Here is a 21,400-nt window from a genome sequence, read left to right as displayed (position 1 = left end):
CACCCGGCGCCTTCCACCGGCAACTGGACCGAAAAGCCTCTGACGACTGGCGGTTATGCCCAACCCTTCAGCGCCCGGCCGGAATAATAGCTGGGCGTTGTGGCGCGGTAGATCGGTATGCTGGCGGCACCGAGATGGGGCAGGTCGCTCATCATCGATTTGCGTATTTCAGGCGGCTCGACGAAAAAGTCTTCGCCGAGCATTTCAAGCGAGCCGATGCGCTGGACGATGTGTTCAAGAACCCAGTCGGGTAGCGATCCGCCAAAAATGATGGCGCCGGGATCCATCGTCCGGGCAACCGTCAGCGCCAGCAGACGAAGCTGGTCGGTCGCCCTTTCCAGCCAGGCAACCACGGCGGGGTGGTCGCAATAGCTTTCATCAATATCTTTCAAACGTCGGATGCCCACTCCGTGGGCGGCCAGCGTGTCGCAAAGGTCCTGTCCAGAGGGACGTGGATGGGATTTGGGAAACAGGCCGCCAAACTCGCCGGCATTACCGTTGGTGCCGCGATAGAGATGGCGCTGAACCACAACGGCGCCGCCTATGCCGTATGTCAGCCAGATCATCGCAAAATTGCGGATGCTTCGACCCGCTCCGTAGTACAGCTCCGAGAGGATGACGGTATTGCCGTCATTTTCGTGAAAGACCGGGAAATCGAAATAGGGCTGGAAGTCCTTGTCCACGTCGATGTCGCGCCAGCTCTCGAATTGCTTGATGCGAAAGACATGGCCTCGGTCACGCTTGAAGTGGCCTGGAAAGCTGATGCCGCAGCCAAGCACATCCTTCTTTTTGATCTTTGCCTTTTCAACCACCTGTCGGGCGGCCGTCTCGGCCATCTCCATGATATGCTCGAAACTGTGTCCCTCAAGCTCGGACCTGATTTCCTGCCTGATCGTGCCGTTGAGATCGGCCAGGCAGACACGTAGATCGTCCGGGTTGAAATAGACCCCGAGCGTAAAAAGTCCGTTCGGATTGATCTCGATGGCAGTGGATGGCTTTCCCCGTTTGCCGTCGCTGCGCGCTTCCTCGGCTTCCAGGATCAGGCCGGATTCCAGAAGATTGGCCGTCAGGCGGGTGAGGGTCGGTGCGGAAACATCCATCTCGCGCGCCAGTTCGATGCGCGACATGCCTCCCTTGCCGCGCAGGATTTCGAGCAGACGCCGTTCATTGTAGCCGAGGTCGATCAACCAGGTCTCCCACGAGAAGTTAAGTCGGATGATTAGCGCAATTTCAGTGGCTGTGCACCTTGTTTTCCGGAACGTCCTGACTTTTCAGGTTCGAAGATCAAGCGCGGCTGTCTTCAAATGTTGAGTTTTTTCAGACGGATATTGGATTTTTGTATTCAAGATAAATTGCAGCTTGACTAATTAATTTACGTAAAGAAAATAAATACCAGACGGCGGGTAGCGACACGCAAAATCAATAAGAAATTATGTCGTACTGCCTTGTCAGTCAGGGAACAAAAAAACGGAGCACCCTTTATGCGTCAATCATGCACTATTTTCGCGCGCCTTGTTGCTGGCGCAACTTTCCTTGCCAGTGCGGCTTTCGCCCATGCGGAAGGTACCGTCGTGGTCTATTCGGCAGCGCCGCAGCAGCTCATGGATGAGTTGCTGCCCATGTTTGAAAAGAAGACCGGCACCAAGGTCGAGCTTGTCAAAGCCGGGTCCGGCGAGCTGATGAACCGCATCAAGGCGGAAAGCGGCAAGGCGGCTGGCGACGTGATCTGGAGTGTTGATGGCACCGTCATCGACTTTTCCGCCGACCTCTTCGAACCTTACAAGCCTGTCGAGGCAGCATCGATCAACCCTGCCTTTTCGCCGAGCACCAACTGGGTTCCTTTTACCGCAGTCGTTACGGCCTTCATCGTCAACAAGGAAGCGCTGAAAGGCGCGCCGGTTCCGACATCCTGGGCCGATCTTGCCAAGCCTGAATATAAGGGTCTGATTTCCTCGGCCCGTGCCGATCAGTCCGGCTCCGCCTATATCCAGATGGCGACGGTTTTGCAGGATTTCGATAGTGAAGAGAAGGGCTGGGAGGTCTATACCGGCATTCTCGGCAACTCCGTTCTTTCCACCTCTTCAGGCGCTGTTCCGCGTTTCGTCAATGATGGCGAGCAGGCGGTTGGTATCACGCTCGAAGACGCCGCCCTGCGCTACAAGCTTGGCAGCGCCCCGGTAGAGATCGTTTATCCGAAAGAAGGCACGGCAATCGCGCCTGACGGCATGGCGCTCGTCAAGGGTGCGCCGAACGCCGAAAACGGCAAGGCCTTCATCGATTTCATCGTCTCCAAGGAAGCGCAGGAAGTCGTGGTGAAAGCCGGTCGTCGCTCGGTCAGAACCGATGTTCCTGCCAATTCGGCGCTCGTTCCGCTGTCCGATGTTCCGGATGCGAAATACGACTTCAAGTGGGCTGCGGACAACCGCTCGCGTCTGATGGAAAAGTGGAACGAGATCCTGCTCGACGTTCAGTAAGAACTTTGCCGGGGGCGGTGCGTCAGGCAACCGTCCCCTGCTTACCTCTTTCACAACAGCATTTTCGTTCCGTCCACCGTGGTCGTGTGCCGCGCAGGATATGTCATGGAGCAGCACATGGCCGCCGTAGAAATTACCAGCATCAAGAAAAGTTACCGGGATGTCGTTGCCCTCTCCGACATCAACATCTCCATTCCCTCCGGATCGTTTTTTACGCTTCTTGGACCCAGCGGTTGTGGCAAGACGACCCTTTTGCGCACGATTGCAGGTTTTCACCAGCAGGATAGCGGCAGCATCAGCATCGAAAGACAGGCGATCGAACATGTGCCCGCCCACAAGCGCGATGTCGGCATGGTCTTTCAGGATTATGCGGTGTTTCCGCATATTTCGGTGTTTGACAACATTGCCTTCGGTCTGAAACAGCGCAAGGCGTCTTCAGCCGAGATCCGCGAACGGGTCGGCAAGATTCTCGACGTCGTGCAGCTCGCTCCCTATGCCAAGCGTATGCCTCACGAACTCTCCGGCGGCCAGCAGCAGCGTGTGGGTCTTGCACGCGCACTCGTCATCAACCCGAAAGTGCTGTTGATGGACGAACCGCTGTCCAACCTCGATGCCAAACTTCGCGTGGACCTACGCCGGGAACTCCGTGAAATCCAGCAGGCCATGAACATCACCACCGTCTATGTCACGCATGATCAGGAAGAGGCGCTTGCCATGTCCGATCTGGTTTGCGTCATGTATGGCGGCGTCATTCAGCAGGCTGCACCACCCTGGGAAGTCTATAACAATCCCGCCAACCGCTTCGTCGCGTCGTTCGTGGGCGCAAACAACTTCCTGACGCTTGACCGTGCAGGCGGGCAGACATCCATTTCCGGCCACAAGGTCGCATTGCCGCAGGCGGATGCGATTTCCCCGCAGCGGAAGATCGTCGCCGCCATCCGCCCGGAGGCGATTTCTGTCGGTCCTGCCGCGATCGATGGTGACGAGCGCATCGAACTGCCCGTGACCATAAGACTGGTCAGCTTCACGGGGCGTGAGATGAACGTTGCAGCCGTTCTCTCGTCGGGCGAGGAAATCGAGGCGATCACCAAGCCATCGCCTGAGATCATTGCACTGCAGCCCAACCAGAAGACCACTTTCTCCTGGCGCGCGGCCGATGCGAAGCTGTTCGGCGAGGGCGTAACCGGGGAGCGCCTGTCATGACGGATATGACTGCGACTGCAACTCCCGGTGGTTTCCGCCTGCGACTGCCAGGTTTTTGGACAAGCGTGACGGTATTTGCCGTCATCCTGCTGGCGATATTCCTGATCCTGCCAATTTTCAGCGTCTTCTTCATCAGTTTCTTTGATGCCAAAACCGGTGCGTTCGGTCTCAGCAACTATGCGGAAGTGTTCACGCGACGTTTTTACACCGTCGCACTCTGGAATACGCTTCTGATCGGCGTGCTGGGCATGCTGGGCGCCTGCCTTCTCGGTATTCCGCTTGCCTTTTGCACCTCCCGTTATCGCATAAAGGGGCGCACTTTCATTGCCACCTTCGCGGTTCTGGTTCTGTGCGCACCGCCGTTCATTGGTGCTTATGCCTGGATCATGCTGTTCGGTGCCAATGGTGCTGTCACCAATCTCTTGTCCTTCGCCGGCATTTCATTGCCGACGATCTACGGGATCCCGGGCATCGTGATGGTCTTCAGCCTGAAGTTCTTTCCTTACATCTTCCTGATGACGGAGAACGCGCTGAACACCATCAACAAGTCCTATGAGGACGCGGCGGAAAATCTCGGCTGCACGGCGTTCGAGCGTTTCCGCAAGATCACCTTGCCGCTGGTCTTTCCGGCAGTCAGCACCGGCGCGATCATCTGCTTCGTGCTGTCCATCGCCGACTTCGGAACGCCTGCAATCCTCGGCAAGGGCATCAGAACGCTTTCGACAATCGCCTATGCGCAATACACCTCCGAAATGGCCGGTACGCCAACCATGGCGGTGACGATTTCCATGGTGATGATTGCAATTTCGATGGCGGCACTTCTGTTGCAGCGGCACATTCTTGCCAAGCGCCGCTACGCCAGTTCACTGACCAACAGGCCGGTAAAGCAGTCCATGCGCCCGTTGAAGTCGTTCATCGTGCACGGCTTCTGCTATCTGGTCGTCTTCATCGCCATGCTGCCGTCGCTCACGGTCATCTACACCTCGTTCCTCGCAACCAGCGGTCCCGTCTTTACCGGCGGCTTCGGGTTCGACAGCTATGCCCGTATCCTTCGTGATTCACCGCAGGCGATTGCCAACAGTTTCACGTTTGCACTGGCTGCCGTGGTACTGATTGCGATCGTTTCCGGCCTGCTGTCCTTCATCGTGGTGCGACGCGACAATGCGGTCTCCGGCTCGCTCGATCTCCTGCTGATGGTGCCTTACCTCATTCCCGGCGTTGTCATGGCGATCGGCTACGTCACCACGTTCCGCTATCCACCCTTTGACATCACGGGGACGGCGCTCATCATCATCGTCCTGGTGTTTATCCGCCGGCTGCCCTACGGCGTCCGCTCCACGACATCGATCCTCAGGCAGATCAAACCGTCCATCGAGGAGGCTGCGGTCAATCTCGGGGCTTCGCCGGCAAAGACCTTCGTGTCGGTGACGGTGCCGCTGATGCTGCCAGGTCTCATCATCGGTTCGCTGATGAGCTTCATAACGGCTATCAACGAGCTGTCCTCGACGCTGATCCTCTACACGGCACGAACGATCACCATGCCGGTTCTCATCTATGTTCAGGTGATTGACGGCGAGTTTGGCACGGCTGCGGCGCTTTCAACCGTCCTTCTGGTCAGCACCGGACTTTGCGTCTTCATCGTGTTCCGCCTCTCGGAAGACAAAGAAGCCTCTTTCGTCTGAAACCATACCAGCCCTCACCAAAAGCCAGCAGGAGCGGCGACATACGTGTCGCCGCCAGCCTCCCTCTGCCCAGCCTCCCTCTGCAAGGAATACACGACGATGAATATCGCGAGCTTTTCGCAATCGAAATATAAGAACGCCGCGACGCCCGGGGACGATGTGGCGCTGATCATACCGGGAAGGGTTCTGGCCGTTTTTGACGGTGCGACCGACCCGACCGGTGCAAGTTACGGCGGCTTGAGCTCGGGCCGTATCGCAGCACTTGCTGCCGCAAATGCCGTGGCGAAAATGGGCCTCGATGGCACGCTGGAAACAATAGCCGCGCCCAAGCTCTTTCAGAACATCAGCGATATCTTGAAGCAGGAGGCCGAGCGCATCAATGCCAGCCATCCACCGTCGACAACCCTGGCAATCGTTGCCGACCTGGGAGACAGTTTCCGCCTGCTTCTGGCCGGCGATTCCGGTGTGCGTATCAACGGCTCCCGGTTGCTGCAGCATGCCAAGCTTATAGACAAGGTAAGTACATCGGCACGCATCCTTGTCTTCAAGCAGCTTTTTGCCTTTATGGGGGATGGTGATGCAGCCGAGGCACGCACGCGCGCGACCATCTTTTCCGGCCTGCGTTCCGCTGTCGAAAACGGCATCATGACTGCGCAGGAGGCGGAGAATGTTGTCATTGCCGCAGCCCGCATGAGCGGTCTTGAGAGCGATATCGACGCAGTCGAGGAATTTCTGATGGGAGGAATTCGCGTCCAGCCGCAATTCGCAAACAGGCAGGGACACGTACTGGGATACGCCTCGGTCAATGGCGGAACGGTCATAGAAGAGGGGACGGTCGATCTTAGCATCGCCAAGGACACGCTTGTGAGCCTTGAAATCTTTTCCGACGGTTATCTGTCTCTGCCGGCTGGAACCGATGTCGCTGACTGGGAAGCGGAATTTGCCCGCGTCGAGACGGCAGATTTTCACAAGATCAACGAGTACCCGTCGGTGAAGGGGTCAACATCGAGCGAATTCAGCGACGACAGGACCGTGGTGTGCATGAAGGCGCGGTGAAGAGATATCCGCGCCGAAAAGTATTTCGAAGCTGTCCGTCTTTCGAAGTGACAACCGCGAAAATTCCACTGCGCGTAGGCAGTGTTTGTCGTCCGCTATCGCCCCCAATTCGAAAGGCCTTGCCCTTGAAGGCGAAGAAAGACGCTGCGCACATGAGATCATGGGAAGGTAAGTCTATGGTTTAGCTAACGGCTTACCTCCGTACCTAAATAGTTGCGTTCACTCCAGAGCAAGGGTTTGCGCAGCGGATCGAAGCTCGCTTCGATGATCGATCCAACAAACAGGATGTGGTCGGCGGCATCAATGGAGCCAACGAGTTCGCAATCCATCGAGAGCAGCGCCTCAGCAAGCCTTGAGCTTCCCGACGGCCAGACATCCCAGTGGCCGACGGAAAACCGGTCCGGCAGGTTTCCTTTTCCGGCGAACACATCGGCGATCTCCTCCTGCCCTCTGGACAGCGTCGTGACTGAAAAGCGCCGGCTTGCTGCGACAAGATCGACCATACGGCTGCTGGCATCGATGGAGATCATTAGAAGCGGCGGTTCGGCGCTGAGCGGCATGAAGGACGTGATCGTACGTCCGATCCGCTCGCCCGCATGGGAGGCCGTGGCCACGGCCACGGTGAAGACGAGGCTCGCCATAGCGTCCTTGAATTCACGCGGCGAGATTGTCGGAGAGGAGGGTGCTTTCAGCGGGACATGCGCGTGATTGACCACACCACCATCGATCAGCATGAAATTATGAGACATGCAGTGCCGGGCTAACCGCCCGCTCCGGGGTTCTTCGAAAAAATGGAAAACTTGGCCGCAGCACCATTCATGATGTCGGCATCATCAGGCGGCGTTCTTTTCTGGTGCACGCGCGGCCAGATGCCGGAATAGTGGCGGTTGAGGTCAAGCCAGACATGCAGACCCGCCTCGGTATCCGGCCGGATTGCCGCGGCCGGACATTCGCGCTCGCAGATGCCGCAATCAATACATTGATCCGGGTGAATGACGAGCATATTCTCGCCTGCATAAAAACATTCGACCGGGCAGACTTCCACGCAGTCCATGTATTTGCAGGCGATACAGTTTTCGGTGACGACATAGGACATGGGGATGCTCGCATGGAGTTGCAGCCGGGCGGCGGCTGTCCGGCTGCGCCTGGCCCGGTCGCCCCCAGGGCAGCGGGACCGGTCGGCTCGGTGGGGCTCAAATCAGAGGCGGGCGGCCACTGCCTGCCAGTTCACCAGATTGTCGAGGAAGTTCTCAATATAGGCCGGACGCTTGTTGCGGAAATCGATGTAATAGCTGTGTTCCCACACGTCGCAGCCGAGAATCGCCTTCTGGCCGAAGCACAGCGGGTTAACGCCGTTTTCCGTGCGGGTGATCTTCAGTGTGTCATCGGTATCCGCCACCAGCCACGCCCAGCCCGAGCCGAATTGCGAAGCGCCAGCGAGGGCAAAATTCTGCTTGAACAGCGCCACCGAGCCGAAAGACTGCGTCAGCGCATCTTCCAGCACCTTGGGAATCGCATGTTTTTGTGGCCCCATGATTTCCCAGAAGAGACTGTGGTTCCAGTGCTGGGAGGCATTGTTGAAGATGCCGGACTGCGCGACCGCACCTTTTTCATAGGTGGCGCGCACGATCTCCTCGAGGCTGCTGTTTTCCCATTCGGTGCCTGATATCGCCTTGTTGAGATTATCGACATAGGCCTTGTGATGAAGATCATGATGGAACTTCAGCGTCTCCTCGGACATGCCAGAAGGGGCGAGCGCATCATGGGCATAGGGGAGGTCGGGAAGCTGGAAAGCCATGGGGTATTCCTTTGTCACTGTTTGCTCAAGAGCATGGAAAAAGCCTTGCGACAACAAGGTGACAATACGTCTAGGACCTCAATCACAGTTGAGGTCAAGCGGTTTTTCGGGGGATAAATCCACGAACTGGCGGGCTTATGAAACATGCGCCACGATGGCGCGGATTATCGCTCGTCGACGTTCACCGCGGCGACCCATTCTTCGAGTGCCCTGCGAATTGCCGAGTTCGCATCTTCCCCGCGGACGAATGCCCACCATGTATGTGCGCCTTGCCACAAGGCGGCCATCTGCCAGCCAAGCCGTTCCTCTCTAGCCTTGTCGTGGGTAAGGCGGCAGCCAAGCGCCTGGGCGAGGGTGTGTCCCCAGAGTGCTCCTCTCGCGCGCAGCTGTGGATTGCGAATGTCTTCTCTTAGCAGCAGCAACCCGTCACTGGCGTTTTGTTCTGCGGCTTCGGGGGGCATGAGGCGCATGAGAAGGGATATGGCGCCCTGCGGCGTCAATGGTTCCTCCTCATCGGCTGTTTCCGTTTCCGCCTGCAGCTTGTCCCAGGCGCGCAGAAGCACGGTTTCGACAAGGTCTTCGCGCTTGCCGTAACGCTGCACCAGGGTTGCCGCAGATAGGCCGCAGGCCTTTGCGGCTGAGGCAAAAGTCAGCCCGTCGGGGCCTGTCTGCAACATGAGGGGCAGCAGGACATCCAGCACCTGACCATCTGAAATCGACTTGTGTCTTGGCATGACATATATATAAACGTATATTCATTTATAAATCAAGGAGGATAATATGGCGGTCATTCGCGGATATATCGCGGCGAGTCTGGACGGGCGGATCGTTTCTGGAGACGGCTCCTTGGACTGGCTCTACAAATATGATGATATGGACCTCGGCGAACACGATTATCGCCTTTTCCTGAAAGGAATTCGAACGGTAGTCATGGGGCGGGCGACCTATGATTTCATCGCCGGTGAACAGGCGCCCTGGGCTTACGGAGATCAACGCGTTATCGTCGTCACCTCAAGGCCGATCGAGGGCCCCAAGGGACCTCTGGAGGCGCGCAGCGATGTGGGCTCGTTGATCGAGGAATTGCGCGCACTCGATGATGGCGATGTCTGGATGCTGGGCGGCGGAAAGCTGCAGATGGCCTTTCTGGAGCGTGATGCACTGGATGAGATCGAGATTTATGTCATCCCGGAAATCCTTGGCTCAGGTGAGCCCCTTTTTCCGCTCACCGGGCATCGGGCCAGTCCCACTCTCGTGAGCGCAACGGCAATCGAAAAGGGCTGCGTTCGATTGCACTACCGCTTCTCGTGATGCTCTCGGGTTCGTGATGTTAGTGAGGTGGCGAGGAATGGTCGATACAGACCGTGCCAGCTGCTCCCGGCCTAACTGGGCGGTTTCCGCCCTCAAAGCCCGAGAAACTTAAAAGGCTTGGTTTCCTTCAAGCTCTCATTCGCCATCCCCGAATAAATCTGCATCTGATTGGGGCCCAGGTCGAGTTTCTTGACCTTACCCGTCTCTTTCGAAAGGTCGAGTTTTGTCATGTCGATCCAGAAGATGTTCGGCGTCAATGCGGATTCGAAGAAATAGAGCTTGCGCTTGTGGTCTATCACCGTGCGCCAGCGGGTAGAGGAAATATTCGGCTGGTCCGGCGTGGTGATACCGTAGGGAACGGAAACATTGCGGATGACGCTAAAGACGCTGGCTATCGCCTCGACCGGATTTTCGCTCTTGGGGATGGCATTGGCGTAGAATGAAGCCCGGGCGAACCGGTCCGCGGCGCGATTGGTGCCCGGCAGCATGACGGTGCCGCCGATCTGCTTCCAATATTCGTTGAGCGCCAGCTGGTGATCGAAGGTCGGCGAATTGGTCATGACCTGATATTGACGACCGTGGTGGATGACCTGCTTGCCGTCAATATATTCGATGATCGCACTGTCACCGGTCGCATCCGAAAGGGAAAGGTGTAAGGTCGCCAGACGTTCTTCGCCGGGAACATTGTCGGTGACAATGGTGAAAGGGTTCTTCTCGAGCGCGCTGACGGCCTCGTCCACCGTTGCGAAATTATCGAGCGCATATTGCGCCCAGGCGGCGATGGAGAGGCCCGGCGATTTCCCGTCATAAGCGGGATAGCTCGACTCGACCAGCCAGAGAACATTTGCAGCAAGGCCTGCCTCATTCATGCCGTCTGTCGTCGAAATATCGTAACCTGAAGCAATGACGCTGCCGTATTTCGAGGTCCATTTGACCGAATTCGGCCCGGCCTCGCCGGAGCGTTCCATGCCGCGCGGGAATACCCAGATGTTGGTTCCGACATCCGTCTTCCAATCCATCGACCGGGCCGTCATCACCTGATCATTTTCGCCCAGATAGACGAAGCGCGTGCAGGCTTCGGCCACAGATGTCGTCAGTGTGGCGACAGACAACATCGCGGCGGTGCAGGCGGAAAAAATCGGCAAGGTCTTCAGGTGCATGGAAAAGCCTCCGGTGTTCGCGGCACAAGATACAGCGTATGATAGAAAATCGGACTTGTTGCCGGAAGTCAAATAGGCTTAGCTGCGGACGATTGTCGGGGGGGAAGGCATTGCTAAAATTACCAATTTTTTCGGTCCTTATGGCTTTTTCCGCAACCGCGGCCACAGCTGCGGACGACGTTGTTGCCACACCCGCGCCGGTTGATGTGGCACCAGACTGGGCATTTCAGGCGACGGGTTATCTCTGGGCGACCGGCTTGAATGGCAACGTGTCGCCGTTCCAACGTGCCCCGACCCTCCATGTGGAGAAATCCTTTTCAGATGTCATGGATGATCTCAATTTCGGTGGGTTTCTCAACATCTGGGGACGTTACGACCGTTTCGTTCTTTCCGGCGATTTAATGTATGTCGATACCACCGACAGCAAGGCAGCCGGTCCGCTGCCTGCGCTGCAAATTCCAGGTTTGCCAACCTTGCCGGCCGGTGCCGCCATTGATGCGACTGTCGACACACAGGAATTCATGGCAACACTGCAGGCGGGTTATCGTCTTATCGACGCGGACGGATTTTCTCTCGACGCGCTTGCCGGCGGGCGCTTCTGGCGTATTTCCAATGACGTTGCGGTTACTGCCAGCCACCCACTGATCGGCAGCGTTTCCGCCAGTCATAGGGAGAGTTTCGGCTGGGTGGATCCCGTCATCGGCGCGCGCGCATTTTTCAGCCTCACGGACAAGCTGTCCGTTCAGGGGCAGGTGGATATCGGCGGTTTCGGCGCGGGTTCCGATCTCACCTGGTCAGCACTCGCGACGGTGAACTACATCTTTACCGACACATTGTCGGTCTCGGCAGGTTATAAGGTGCTCGACGTTGATTACTCGCGCGACGGTTATGTCTTCGATTCACGGCTGAGTGGACCGGTTGTCGGGTTGACGTACCGGTTCTAGTCACTGTTGTCGCGAGTCTCATCGCCTTTTCACACCCATCCCAGAAACAATTTTAGTTTCTCCTTAACTTTGGTCTTCATCTCGGTCTTGCAGAGAGATGCGCATTGCAGTAACTTCTGGTTGTTATTTGACTCGAAGAACCGAAGGGCATGAAATTGGCGGGTCGCGCTTAAAATTCACGGATGAAAAATAATATCCATGCCATGATGTTGGCAAGATTGATTATTTCGTGAATTTCTAATGTTTACGGTTCTTTCAGAAAATGACTAAAGACTATCGTCTCGTAAAGAAACTTACTACTTTAACGCTTCTTGGATCAGATGAACTGATCTATGTACCCGGTAGGGGATCGACAGCAAGGACAGCTGCAGAGTGAAGCATGGGCGGCATTGCCGCGAAAAACTTCATTTCAAATGCAGGCCTCCGAAATATGCCACTTGCTGCTTTCATTCCTGGTTTCCGACGGCTAGTCCCTCCTGACTTTTGTCTCGCAATTGTGCCGGCCGCTCAAATCTTAGCCAACTCCCCGAAGAGCGCGCGAAACAGTTTCAAGCGGACCTTTGTCATTGCGCTTTTTGCAGGCCTGATCGCGTCAGGGCAGGCAACTGCACAGTCGCCCGCCGATGATTTTTCCCGGCGGCAAGAACAACAAGAACAGTTGCAGCGGCTGGAAAACCTGAAACAGGTTACGCCTGATGGCGTCGCTGGTCGTGAGAGCCGGGCGCCGGGAGGCGACGCGAAATCCGCTGGTCCTTGCTTCGATATTTCACGTGTAGAGATCGAAGGTGCGACAAGGCTGTCTGGCGCTGCGGTCGGAAAAGTCACGAAGCGCTACGACAATCGCTGCGTCGGCGTTGCGGATATTACCGCCTTGCTTAAGGCCATCACCGACCTTTATCTGGACAAGGGATTTGTGACTTCGCGCGCCTACGTTCCCCCACAGGATATTGCCGGAACAAGATTGCTGCGGCTGGTCGTCGTCGAGGGTAGGATCTCGGATATCTACCTTAACGGCCAACCAGCCGAGCGAAACGGTTCATTCGCGACGGCTTTTCCCGGCGTGAAGGGTGAGGTGGCCAATATTCGCGATATTGAACAGGGGCTGGACCAGATCAACCGGCTGTCATCGAACGACGCGAAAACCTCCATGTTGCCGGGCAAAGAGGACGGCACGTCCATCCTCAACGTCGAGAACAAGCCCGCCAAGCGCTGGTACGCGAGCATTTCCAACAACAACCTCGGTCAAGAGAGTACCGGTTACTCCCAGACCAATGTTTCCGTCGGCTTCGACGACCTGTTGGGCATCAATGATCAGTTGGGGTTCTCCTACGGTCGGAGCGGCCCGGATTATCCTTGGGACGACGATGGCCGCGGGCACAGCAACAGCTATTCGGTCAATACAAGCGTACCTTATGGATACTGGACGTTTTCAACAAATGGCTCCTGGTACGAGTATAACAGCACCATTCCCGGCAATTTTGGGCCGATCGAAACCTCGGGCAATTCCGGTCAGGTTGGATTTGGCATAGATCGCGTCATTCTGCGCGACAAGGATTCTATCACGACCCTTAGAGGCGGTCTCACCTACAAGCAGACCGACAACTTTCTTCTCGGCAATCGAATTGAGGTGGGAAGCCGTCGATACACGATTGGCAGTCTGGGCTTGTCGCGTTCACAGAGAATTCTGGGTGGCGTCATCGCTCTCGATTTTGCCCTTGATAAGGGTCTTGATCTCTTCGACGCCGTGGAGGCCGGAGAGCCGGGGGCGGGCACGGCGGATCCCCGGTTTTTGAAATTCAACACGACCGTCAGCGCGACGCGGCCGTTCGAGGCGGCTGGCCAGCGGTTCGAGTTAACGACGCTCCTCAATGCCCAATATTCGCCCGATAACATGTTTGGCGCAGAACAGATCGGGCTTGGTGGCTCCAGCAACGTACGGGGCTCAAGGGAAAGCGTCATATTCGGTAACAACGGATTTTTCAGCCGCAACGAACTGGTTTGGCGGACAATGCCATGGGAGGGCACAAGTCTGGCGCCCGTTCTGGGCGAATTACGCCCCTACCTGGCCCTCGATTATGGCCGCGTGTTCTCGCAGCATCGCTTCGATATTCCAGACGGCTATCTCGCGAGTTGGACCGTTGGTGCGAAACTCGTTGGCGGAAACATCAGTGCCGATTTTGGCTACTCCCAGGCATTTTCCAGCAGCGTCAGTCACGGACGCGGCAATCTCATTTTCGCCAGCGTGACGGCACGCTGGTAGGCTTCAAAAGAGAATATTATGGTCAAATCTTCTTTTCACGCCCCCAAATTGTCTGTCGTATTCGCGCTTGTCGCGACTGCCAGTGTCGTTTCCGGTTGCGGTGGCCGGGCAGCGCATCCGGTTGCCTCGACAAACCCTGCCGACAGCGCTTTCGATTGCGCCGGCATCAAGCGCGAATTCGAGGCTAACGAACGGCAGGTCCTGGCAACGGTGAAAGAACGATCCGATGCGCAGGGTAAAAACGTCGTCCTCGGTGCGACAGGTGTTCTTCTGTTTTGGCCGGCTCTTTTCTTTATGGATCCGAAATCGCCAGAGAAACTGGAGATCGACGCATTGCGTAACCGCAATCAGGTCCTTGGCGAGATTGCCAAAAGCAAAAAATGCCCGGCCCCGCAGTCGAAGCTGGCGGATGTCTACAAAAAACTCGAAAGCAAACCCTCTTCGTCGCCATCCAGCAAAAACGATAACTGATCCCGCTCACTCCCATAGTACAGCGTAAAAAGGTGAACCAGCGATGACACGAGCAGTGAAGCGCCCATTGAGCGATACGAGCGGCCAAACGGCAGCGCCCATTGAAACGGGAAAACTCGTTCGCAAACTTGTCGCCGCTGGTTTGAGCTTCGTCATGGCGTTTCAGCCGGTCTTGCTGCGGGCGCAGGAGATCGCGCCGGATGTGGGGGCGGCTGCAATCAATCGTCCGGGTGTTGGCGCGGCTCCGAACGGCGTGCCGCTGATCGATATCGTCACTCCAAATGGTCAGGGTCTGTCGCATAACAAATACAACAATTTCAACGTCGGCACGCCGGGTGTCATCCTCAACAACTTCAATGGTGAGATCGGTACGTCGAAACTGGGTGGCGTAACACCTGGCAATCCAAACCTGCAAGGCAAAGGTCCTGCCACTGTCATCCTCAATGAGGTGACGTCGCAGAACCGCAGTTCGCTTCTCGGTCCAACCGAAGTGTTCGGCGGCCGCGCCGACGTCATTATCGCCAATCCGAACGGGATCACCTGCAACGGCTGCGGTTTCATCAACACGCCACGCGCCACGCTGACGACGGGTGTGCCTGACATCGGCGCTGATGGACGTCTCAATGGCTTCACGGTCAATAGTGGCGACGTTACATTCGGTCCGAACGGTGCAAATTTCGCGCTCGGTGATGGTGCAGTCAGTCTGTTTGATGTCGTATCCCGTACCATCCAGATCGACGGCACGATCTATGGCGAGGACCTGCGCCTGACGGCCGGTAAGAGCAAGTTCGATTATGCCACTGGTGAAGCGACACCGCTCGATGCGACCTCCGGAACACCTGAATATGCAATTGATGGTTCCGCACTCGGGGCGATGCAGGCCGGCCGCATCAAGATGGTGGTCACGGAAAAGGGCGCTGGCGTTCGCATGCGCGGCGACATGGCCGCCAATGCCGGGGAGCTCTCGCTGTCGGCCGACGGCAAAATCTCGATCGGCAATGCCTCTGGCAATAACGGCGTGAACATTTCCTCGAAGGGAAGTGTTTCAACTGGTCGTCTGACCTCGAAAAAGTCGGTGTCGGTCAAGGCGGGCAAGGACACCAAGGTCGCTTCGATCGGTGCTGAAGAGGATATTCTGATCAATGGTGGGGCCGGCTTCATCGATGTTGCCGGTACTCTCGGGGCCAGTGGTGCAGTCAACCTTCTGGCAGATGGGCGTATTGCCTTGGCCGACGCGTCGGCTACCGGACCCGTTTCGCTGTGGTCCGGGGCTGGCTCCATTGCCATCAGCGGCACGGCCCAGTCTGGCGCGGCCATCTCGCTAACGGCGGCCTCAGGCGCGATCACAGCGGGCTCGCTGCTTTCGAAAGGCGATTTGGCGCTGCTTTCCGGCCTTCATCTCGGGATTTCCGGGCTCGTGCTTGCAGAAGGGAATTTGCAGGCTTCGGCTGGCAGCGACATCCGCTATGACAGTCTCGAGGCAAACGGAGACGTTTTGCTGTCTTCGACACATGGTGTCATCAGCTTCGACAAACGCACGGCCGCCGGGGGCGACATCAGGATCAGGCAGCAAAATGCCGACCTTTCCAATAACAGGAGCAGACTTGCCACATCCGGCACGCTCTACATCGATGCCAATAATATTAATCTCACCAACAGCACGCTAACGTCAGGTGGCATTGATCTCACCTCATCTGGAACGACAGATCTGACGGGTGCGCGGCTCAATGCTGTCACCGCGAGCAGCACAGCTCGTTCCGTGGAGGGGTCAGGTGACATCGCGATCCAAGCGGGTAGCCTCACTGCGAATGAAGCGACCAATATTCTTGCGGCCCATGATCTGACGCTGTCGCTTTCGCAACTTGCCAACGCCGGTCAGCTGGCTGCTGGCAATGATCTTACCCTCAATATCGCCGGCAACCTGACCAACACCGCCACGGGGCTCATCTATGCCGGTAACGACGCGGCACTTTTCGTGGGCGGCGTGCTGGCTAATGATCAGGGGGCGATTGTCGCAGGTCGTGACCTCACAATTGCTGGAAGCGCTTCTGGCGCGCGCAATGCTGCTACGGTCAACAGTTCAGGTCTAATTTCGGCTAGTCGCAATATTTCGATCCTGACGGCAAATCTGCGTAACGAGAAAAGCGTGGCTCCGACCTATACGAGCCAGCAAATCTCAAACGCACTCGTGTCGGCTTATGACACCTATTATGCACGCGAATGTGGAGATTGTTCATCTCCCGTCTCTTTCGCTGGCAAGCAGTTCGTCATTGGTGCGCCCATCCGCCATGTCTATCGTGATGTGACTGAAGACCGTCTCACATCGGCTGGTAGCCCCGCAGCGACAATCAAGGCGGGCAATACGCTTTTTGTCGATACCGTCGATCTCACCAATGCCTATAGCAACATCGAAGCCGGCTCCGGCATGACACTTGTTGGCTCCGGCACTCTTAACAATCTCGGTTTGCAATTGCAGCGTACCACTTCGCTCAATTGTAACCAACAAGGTGGCTGCCAGTATTATCCTGATGTCATCTATGAGTGGCAGGAAACGAGAACGACCGGCGACACGGGTGGTTGGGAAGGTTCATGGCAGGTCGCCATGCCTGGTCCCAGTCCCTTTGGAACGCGCGATGCGTCAAAGGATATCGGGCCAGGACGGAGTGTAGAAAGCGTCGAGGCGATCGGCGGTGTTCCCGCGGCGATCCGCTCTGGCGGAGCGCTGGGTATTACCGGTTTTGGTGCCGTTAACAATACCGTCGCAGCAGGTACGATCACCGACCATGTCGCTATGGCAGCGCCTACGCCTTCGAGCGATCCCACCGGATTGCTCGCTGGCATGACCGCAAGCGGTGCGCTGTTCACACTCGGCTCCGTTGCAACCCCGCAGTCCGGTGGCTTTGGCGGCACTATTCCCGGTCAGACGTTCCTCTATGAAACGCGTGCCGCCTTCCTCGATGTCTCGAAATTCTACGGATCGAGCTATTTCCTTGGCCGCATCGGCTACCAGCCGGACCGGCAGATCCAGTTCCTTGGGGACGCCTATTTCGAGAACCAATATATTGAGCAGCAGCTCAGACTGGCGACGGGTTCCGGCTTTACCGGGCAGGATTCGATCGCTCAGATAAAGCAGCTCCTTGATAACGGCGCTGCCTATCTCGGAGCGAACCAGCGCCCGCTCGGCCAACCGCTTACGGCTGAGGAGATCGCCAGCCTCACCGAATCCGTCGTCGTATATGAGTGGCAGACGGTGAACGGTACGACCGTTCTTGCGCCGGTACTACATCTCGCCGCCAATGACAGGGAAAGATTGAATTCTGCGGGCGCGCTGATCGCCGGCAATCAGGTGACAATCGATACTGGCCTGCTTGCAACATCAGGCATGATTGCATCGGCTGGTGATCTGACTGTTTCCGGTTCGTCGATCGCGGCGATCGGCGGCACCTTCACGGCGGGTGGCAATGCCTCGCTGACGGGGAACGAGAGCATTCTGCTGGCCAATGCAAAGGTGAAAGCAGGCGGCAATCTGGGCCTGACATCGAATGGAGACATCAACATCTCCGTGACCGAACGGTCGACAACCAGCACCTTGCGCGACAAGCGGAGTTCGACAACCGTTGTTAGAACCACAAGTCAGGGCTCCGAGATCACTGCGGGCGGATCGGTCTCAGCCAATGCAGGCGGCAGCCTCAACGTCATCGGCAGCATGATTGCCGCCGATGGGACGGTCGGGCTGAAAGCGACCGGCGACGTGACAATTGCCGAGGCTGTCGACACCACCACGATCGATTACACCTACAAGAAAAAGGGCGGCCTGTTCGGCGGCAAGAAACAGACGACGAGTCACACGGAAACGCAGGCCGTCGTCGGATCATCGGTCAGCGGCGGGAATGGTGTGTCCATCGTCTCAGGTGGAGACACCGTCGTCTCCGCCTCCAACGTAACGGCCGGCGATGAGACCAACAAAGCTGATATCAACGTCAGCGCAGGCGGGAATTTGCTGATTGCGTCGGGCAAGAATACCGCGGAGTTCGAGCAGAGTTCCTCATCCAAGGGCTTTCTCTCGAAAAAGAGCTCAACACAGTACAACTATGATGAAGCTACAGTCGCCTCCGAGCTTTCCGCCTCCGGCAACATCAAACTGGATGCTGGCGGCAACACCGTCATCGCTGGCTCGAATGTCACGGCAGGCGATGCGATCAGCGTCGCGGGTGATAGTGTCGCCATCATCGGGGCCGAGGAGCAGCATGCGCTAGAAAGCAGCAGCAAGAAGTCCGGCCTGTTTGCGGGGTCTGGAGGTGGCTTCCTCTCGCTCTGGGGCAAAGAACAGAAAGAAAAGAGCCAATCGTCTACTATTAACGTTGGCTCCTTGCTGACTGCCGGGACCGATGTAACGCTCACGGCACGCGAGAACGACGTGACTGTCATCGGCTCGTCCATCGCAGCCGGTCAGGATATTACGCTTGATGCAGCCCGCGACGTCAATATCACTCCCGGGGCAGAAAGCGCCTCATCGCAGGAGAAAGAAAAGCGCTCAGGCTTCGGCATTCAGGTGAAATCAGGCAATGGCAGCGCATCCATCGGTATCGGTTACGGTAAGTCGGTCGATCAGACGAGCCAGTCATCAGAGACTAACGCCAGATCCATCCTGTTTGCCGGTCGTGACCTCACGATATCAGCAGGTCGTGATGCTAACCTGCAGGCGGCTGAGGTGTCCGCACAGCGTGATGTTGTCATCCTCGCAGACCGTAACGTCAACCTTCTCTCGGCGCAGGACAAGTCCAACTACGAACACATGCATGAGGAGATGTTTGCCGGCGTGACGCTATCGGTCTCGACCTCGCTGGTCAGCGCTGCCGACAGCGTCGGCAACGCGGCGCAGAAGCTTACGACCATCAACGACGGCTATTCTGCCGCCAATGCTGCCTTTGCATCGCTCAAGGCCTATGATGCGCTCGACACTGTCGTCAACGGCAATGTCGCTTCGGCCTCGCTTACCGCCGGTTTCACCTATACAAAGGACAAGGCGGCGGGGGCGGGCTCTGTTCCTGTCACCACCGAAATCAATGCCGGCCGCTCGGTGATGATCGAAGCCGCATCCGGGGATATCACCGGCCATGGCGTGCAGATCTCGACCGGCTACGACGCCGATGGCCTGCCGGTCGATAGTGCCGACGACAAGGTCGGCGACATTACGCTGAAGGCTGGCAAGGACGTCACCCTTAAAAGCGCCGTGGCGACGCAGAGCTCGTCGTCCAGCAGCACGTCCGCCGGCGCCAGTATCGGTATTGGCGGCGGCGTCAGCCTGTCGGGTGGCGTCGGCGTCGGGCTGACAGGCGGCGCCAGCGCTTCCACGGCCAGGGCGAACGTCAACGGAACTACTCAGGTCAACAGCCACGTCACCGGTACCGGCGACATCGTCATCCAGTCCGGCAACAACACGACACTCGCCGGGGCGCTTGTTGCCGGTGAGACGGTGACGGTCGACATCGGCGGCGATCTTACCATCGTCTCCGTTCCCGATACCGGCGAGATCACGAACAAATCCACCTCTGGCGGCTTTAGCCTCGGCGGGGGGAAGAGCCTCATCTCCGGTATCCAGATCGGTGGCGGTGCGGGCTCCGGGTCGACGAACTGGGTTTCCGAACAGTCGGGTCTCGTTTCCGCGGACACGATGGATGTCACCGTCGGTGGCAATACCCATCTCGGAGCGGGCAAGATCGTGTCCGGTTCGGGTGATCTCACTCTCGACACAGGCACGCTTACCCATGAGAACTTTGAGGGCCAGAAGCAGTATGAGGGCTTCAGCGCCAATCTCGGCCTCGATCTCACCGGCGGCAAAGGAACCGATGTCAATCCGGTCGGCAACAGCACGCTCGAAGGCAGCTATCAGCTCGACGATACCCGCCAGAGCGTCCGCGCCACCGTCGGTCCCGGAGACATTGTCATTCGCGACAAGGAACAGCAGGCGGCGCTGGAAACCGGCGGCGCCTCCACCCTGCCGCTCGACGAACTCAACCGCGATCCCGACAAGGCCTACGAAATCACCAAGGACAAGCATGTCGGTCTTGAGGTCTATCTGTCGACCAACAGTCTGAAGGCCGCCGTTGAGGCGGGCAAGACGATCACTGATGCGTTTGGCGAAGCCCTGGATCGCATGGTTCAGGACGGCAAAAGAACGCCCGAGCAAGCCGCGCTTTCAAAAGAAATATTCCCGTTTCTCGATGATCCAAAGGTTCAGGCACAACTTGAGGAGTGCGGTCGGCAAGGGGCTGCTGATTTCAGCATATTCGACTGGCTAGTGACACCCGCACACGCTCAGTCTGCATGTGCAGTAATGCTGCCGAATGGTCAGATGAAATATTTCACGGCCACACAAGCCGTGGACTGCCTCACGGACTATCGGCAAATGACCAACATCGTTCGCGGCATTATTGGCGCCACTGGAGCCACGGTTGCAGGGCTGGCGGGTGCCTTCCTGCTGGCCTCGACAACCAGCACTGGTAAAGAGATCAATCAGAAGTTCACAGGGAGCGACGGCAGTACGGTTCTTGTTACCGGTAATGGAGATCAGCCAAAACGACAGATATTGGTCACATATCCGGATGGCGTGAGGGCCAGCCTAACAATTGAAGTCTACGATGACGGCGGCGCCATTTTCCTTACCGGTGGCACGATTGGCAATCAGACTATGACGCCGGGAATGCTGACAGATATGCAGCAGACTCTCGCAAATGCGGGTATGTCGAATGTTGTCCTCAGTGAGAATACAGGAGGGAAGAATGGCGATCATCAGTATTACCCAAAACCTAAGACTGAAGAAATTACAGGTTTCCCGGGTTTGAAGGAAGTGCGTGGCGTTGGGGGCAGACCCCGTTGGGTTGATAGCAAGGGGAAGATTTACGAATGGGATAAGCAGCACGGTGCAGTAGAAGTCTATGACAAGACTGGTAAAAAGCACCTTGGAGAATTTGATCCTAAAACGGGAAAGCAGACAAAGCCGGGAGATCCCGGGCGGTCGACGCCAAAGTAGGAGAGCCTGTT

The 21,400-nt window shown here is 57.1% G+C and carries 15 protein-coding genes; 9 read left to right on the top strand and 6 right to left on the bottom strand.

The window, feature by feature from the left end; translation table 11 throughout:
* Positions 1-53: 53 nt before the first annotated feature.
* On the bottom strand, positions 54-1,187 hold the full coding sequence (locus ACQZ63_RS12790) for an ROK family transcriptional regulator (protein ID WP_004431088.1): 1,134 nt from the start codon (positions 1,185-1,187) through the stop codon (positions 54-56).
* Between the two features lie 294 nt (positions 1,188-1,481).
* Between ACQZ63_RS12790 and ACQZ63_RS12785 the strand changes: the two genes are divergently transcribed.
* The 4 genes from ACQZ63_RS12785 (at position 1,482) to ACQZ63_RS12770 (ending at position 6,415) form a co-directional block, all read left to right on the top strand.
* Positions 1,482-2,474 carry an ABC transporter substrate-binding protein gene (locus ACQZ63_RS12785; RefSeq protein WP_013762397.1) on the top strand — a complete coding sequence of 331 codons (993 nt, stop codon included), beginning with the start codon at positions 1,482-1,484 and terminating at the stop codon, positions 2,472-2,474.
* A gap of 117 nt (positions 2,475-2,591) precedes the next feature.
* Positions 2,592-3,677 carry an ABC transporter ATP-binding protein gene (locus ACQZ63_RS12780; protein WP_004431090.1) on the top strand — a complete coding sequence of 362 codons (1,086 nt, stop codon included), beginning with the start codon at positions 2,592-2,594 and terminating at the stop codon, positions 3,675-3,677.
* Positions 3,674-5,359, top strand: a complete 1,686-nt coding sequence (locus ACQZ63_RS12775) for an ABC transporter permease (protein ID WP_025594992.1) — start codon at positions 3,674-3,676, stop codon at positions 5,357-5,359. The genes ACQZ63_RS12780 and ACQZ63_RS12775 overlap by 4 nt, the downstream gene beginning before the upstream one ends.
* A 99-nt stretch (positions 5,360-5,458) precedes the next feature.
* Positions 5,459-6,415, top strand: a complete 957-nt coding sequence (locus ACQZ63_RS12770) for a hypothetical protein (protein WP_448799247.1) — start codon at positions 5,459-5,461, stop codon at positions 6,413-6,415.
* Positions 6,416-6,600: 185 nt separating this feature from the next.
* Here the strand turns inward: ACQZ63_RS12770 and ACQZ63_RS12765 are convergent, their stop codons facing one another.
* The 4 genes from ACQZ63_RS12765 to ACQZ63_RS12750 all read right to left on the bottom strand — a co-directional run bounded on the left by ACQZ63_RS12765 (position 6,601) and on the right by ACQZ63_RS12750 (position 8,947).
* Positions 6,601-7,164: a flavin reductase family protein gene (locus tag ACQZ63_RS12765; RefSeq protein WP_019567026.1), complete on the bottom strand. Its 564-nt coding sequence runs from the start codon at positions 7,162-7,164 to the stop codon at positions 6,601-6,603.
* A gap of 11 nt (positions 7,165-7,175) precedes the next feature.
* Positions 7,176-7,511, bottom strand: a complete 336-nt coding sequence (gene fdxA, locus ACQZ63_RS12760; RefSeq protein WP_019567027.1) for a ferredoxin FdxA — start codon at positions 7,509-7,511, stop codon at positions 7,176-7,178.
* Between the two features lie 102 nt (positions 7,512-7,613).
* On the bottom strand, positions 7,614-8,213 hold the full coding sequence (locus ACQZ63_RS12755; RefSeq protein WP_019567028.1) for a superoxide dismutase: 600 nt from the start codon (positions 8,211-8,213) through the stop codon (positions 7,614-7,616).
* A gap of 164 nt (positions 8,214-8,377) precedes the next feature.
* Positions 8,378-8,947, bottom strand: coding sequence for a TetR/AcrR family transcriptional regulator (locus tag ACQZ63_RS12750; protein WP_019567029.1), 570 nt, complete (start codon positions 8,945-8,947; stop codon positions 8,378-8,380).
* Between the two features lie 46 nt (positions 8,948-8,993).
* On the opposite strand from ACQZ63_RS12750, the gene ACQZ63_RS12745 reads away from it, so the two are divergent.
* Positions 8,994-9,521, top strand: a complete 528-nt coding sequence (locus tag ACQZ63_RS12745; protein ID WP_019567030.1) for a dihydrofolate reductase family protein — start codon at positions 8,994-8,996, stop codon at positions 9,519-9,521.
* A 92-nt stretch (positions 9,522-9,613) separates the two neighbouring features.
* Here ACQZ63_RS12745 and ACQZ63_RS12740 read toward each other — a convergent pair whose 3' ends face one another.
* Positions 9,614-10,681 (bottom strand): linear amide C-N hydrolase, encoded by a 1,068-nt coding sequence (locus tag ACQZ63_RS12740; RefSeq protein WP_019567031.1) that lies wholly within the window; start codon positions 10,679-10,681, stop codon positions 9,614-9,616.
* A gap of 140 nt (positions 10,682-10,821) precedes the next feature.
* On the opposite strand from ACQZ63_RS12740, the gene ACQZ63_RS12735 reads away from it, so the two are divergent.
* From ACQZ63_RS12735 to ACQZ63_RS12720, 4 genes are all read left to right on the top strand, one after another.
* Entirely contained in the window at positions 10,822-11,625 is an 804-nt protein-coding gene (locus ACQZ63_RS12735) for a hypothetical protein (protein WP_448799246.1), read from the top strand.
* 379 nt (positions 11,626-12,004) lie between these two features.
* Positions 12,005-13,885 carry a ShlB/FhaC/HecB family hemolysin secretion/activation protein gene (locus ACQZ63_RS12730; RefSeq protein WP_448799245.1) on the top strand — a complete coding sequence of 627 codons (1,881 nt, stop codon included), beginning with the start codon at positions 12,005-12,007 and terminating at the stop codon, positions 13,883-13,885.
* Between the two features lie 18 nt (positions 13,886-13,903).
* The gene (locus ACQZ63_RS12725) at positions 13,904-14,356 is read left to right on the top strand and encodes a hypothetical protein (RefSeq protein ID WP_112154190.1); all 453 of its coding nucleotides are present in this window, start codon (positions 13,904-13,906) and stop codon (positions 14,354-14,356) included.
* 43 nt (positions 14,357-14,399) lie between these two features.
* Positions 14,400-21,389, top strand: coding sequence for a hemagglutinin repeat-containing protein (locus ACQZ63_RS12720; RefSeq protein WP_448799244.1), 6,990 nt, complete (start codon positions 14,400-14,402; stop codon positions 21,387-21,389).
* Positions 21,390-21,400: the final 11 nt, after the last annotated feature.

Source organism: Agrobacterium sp. CG160-95 (assembly GCF_053521725.1).
The sequence above is the reverse complement of the archived record's forward strand: the minus strand, read 5'-3'. Positions and strand labels throughout refer to the sequence as shown.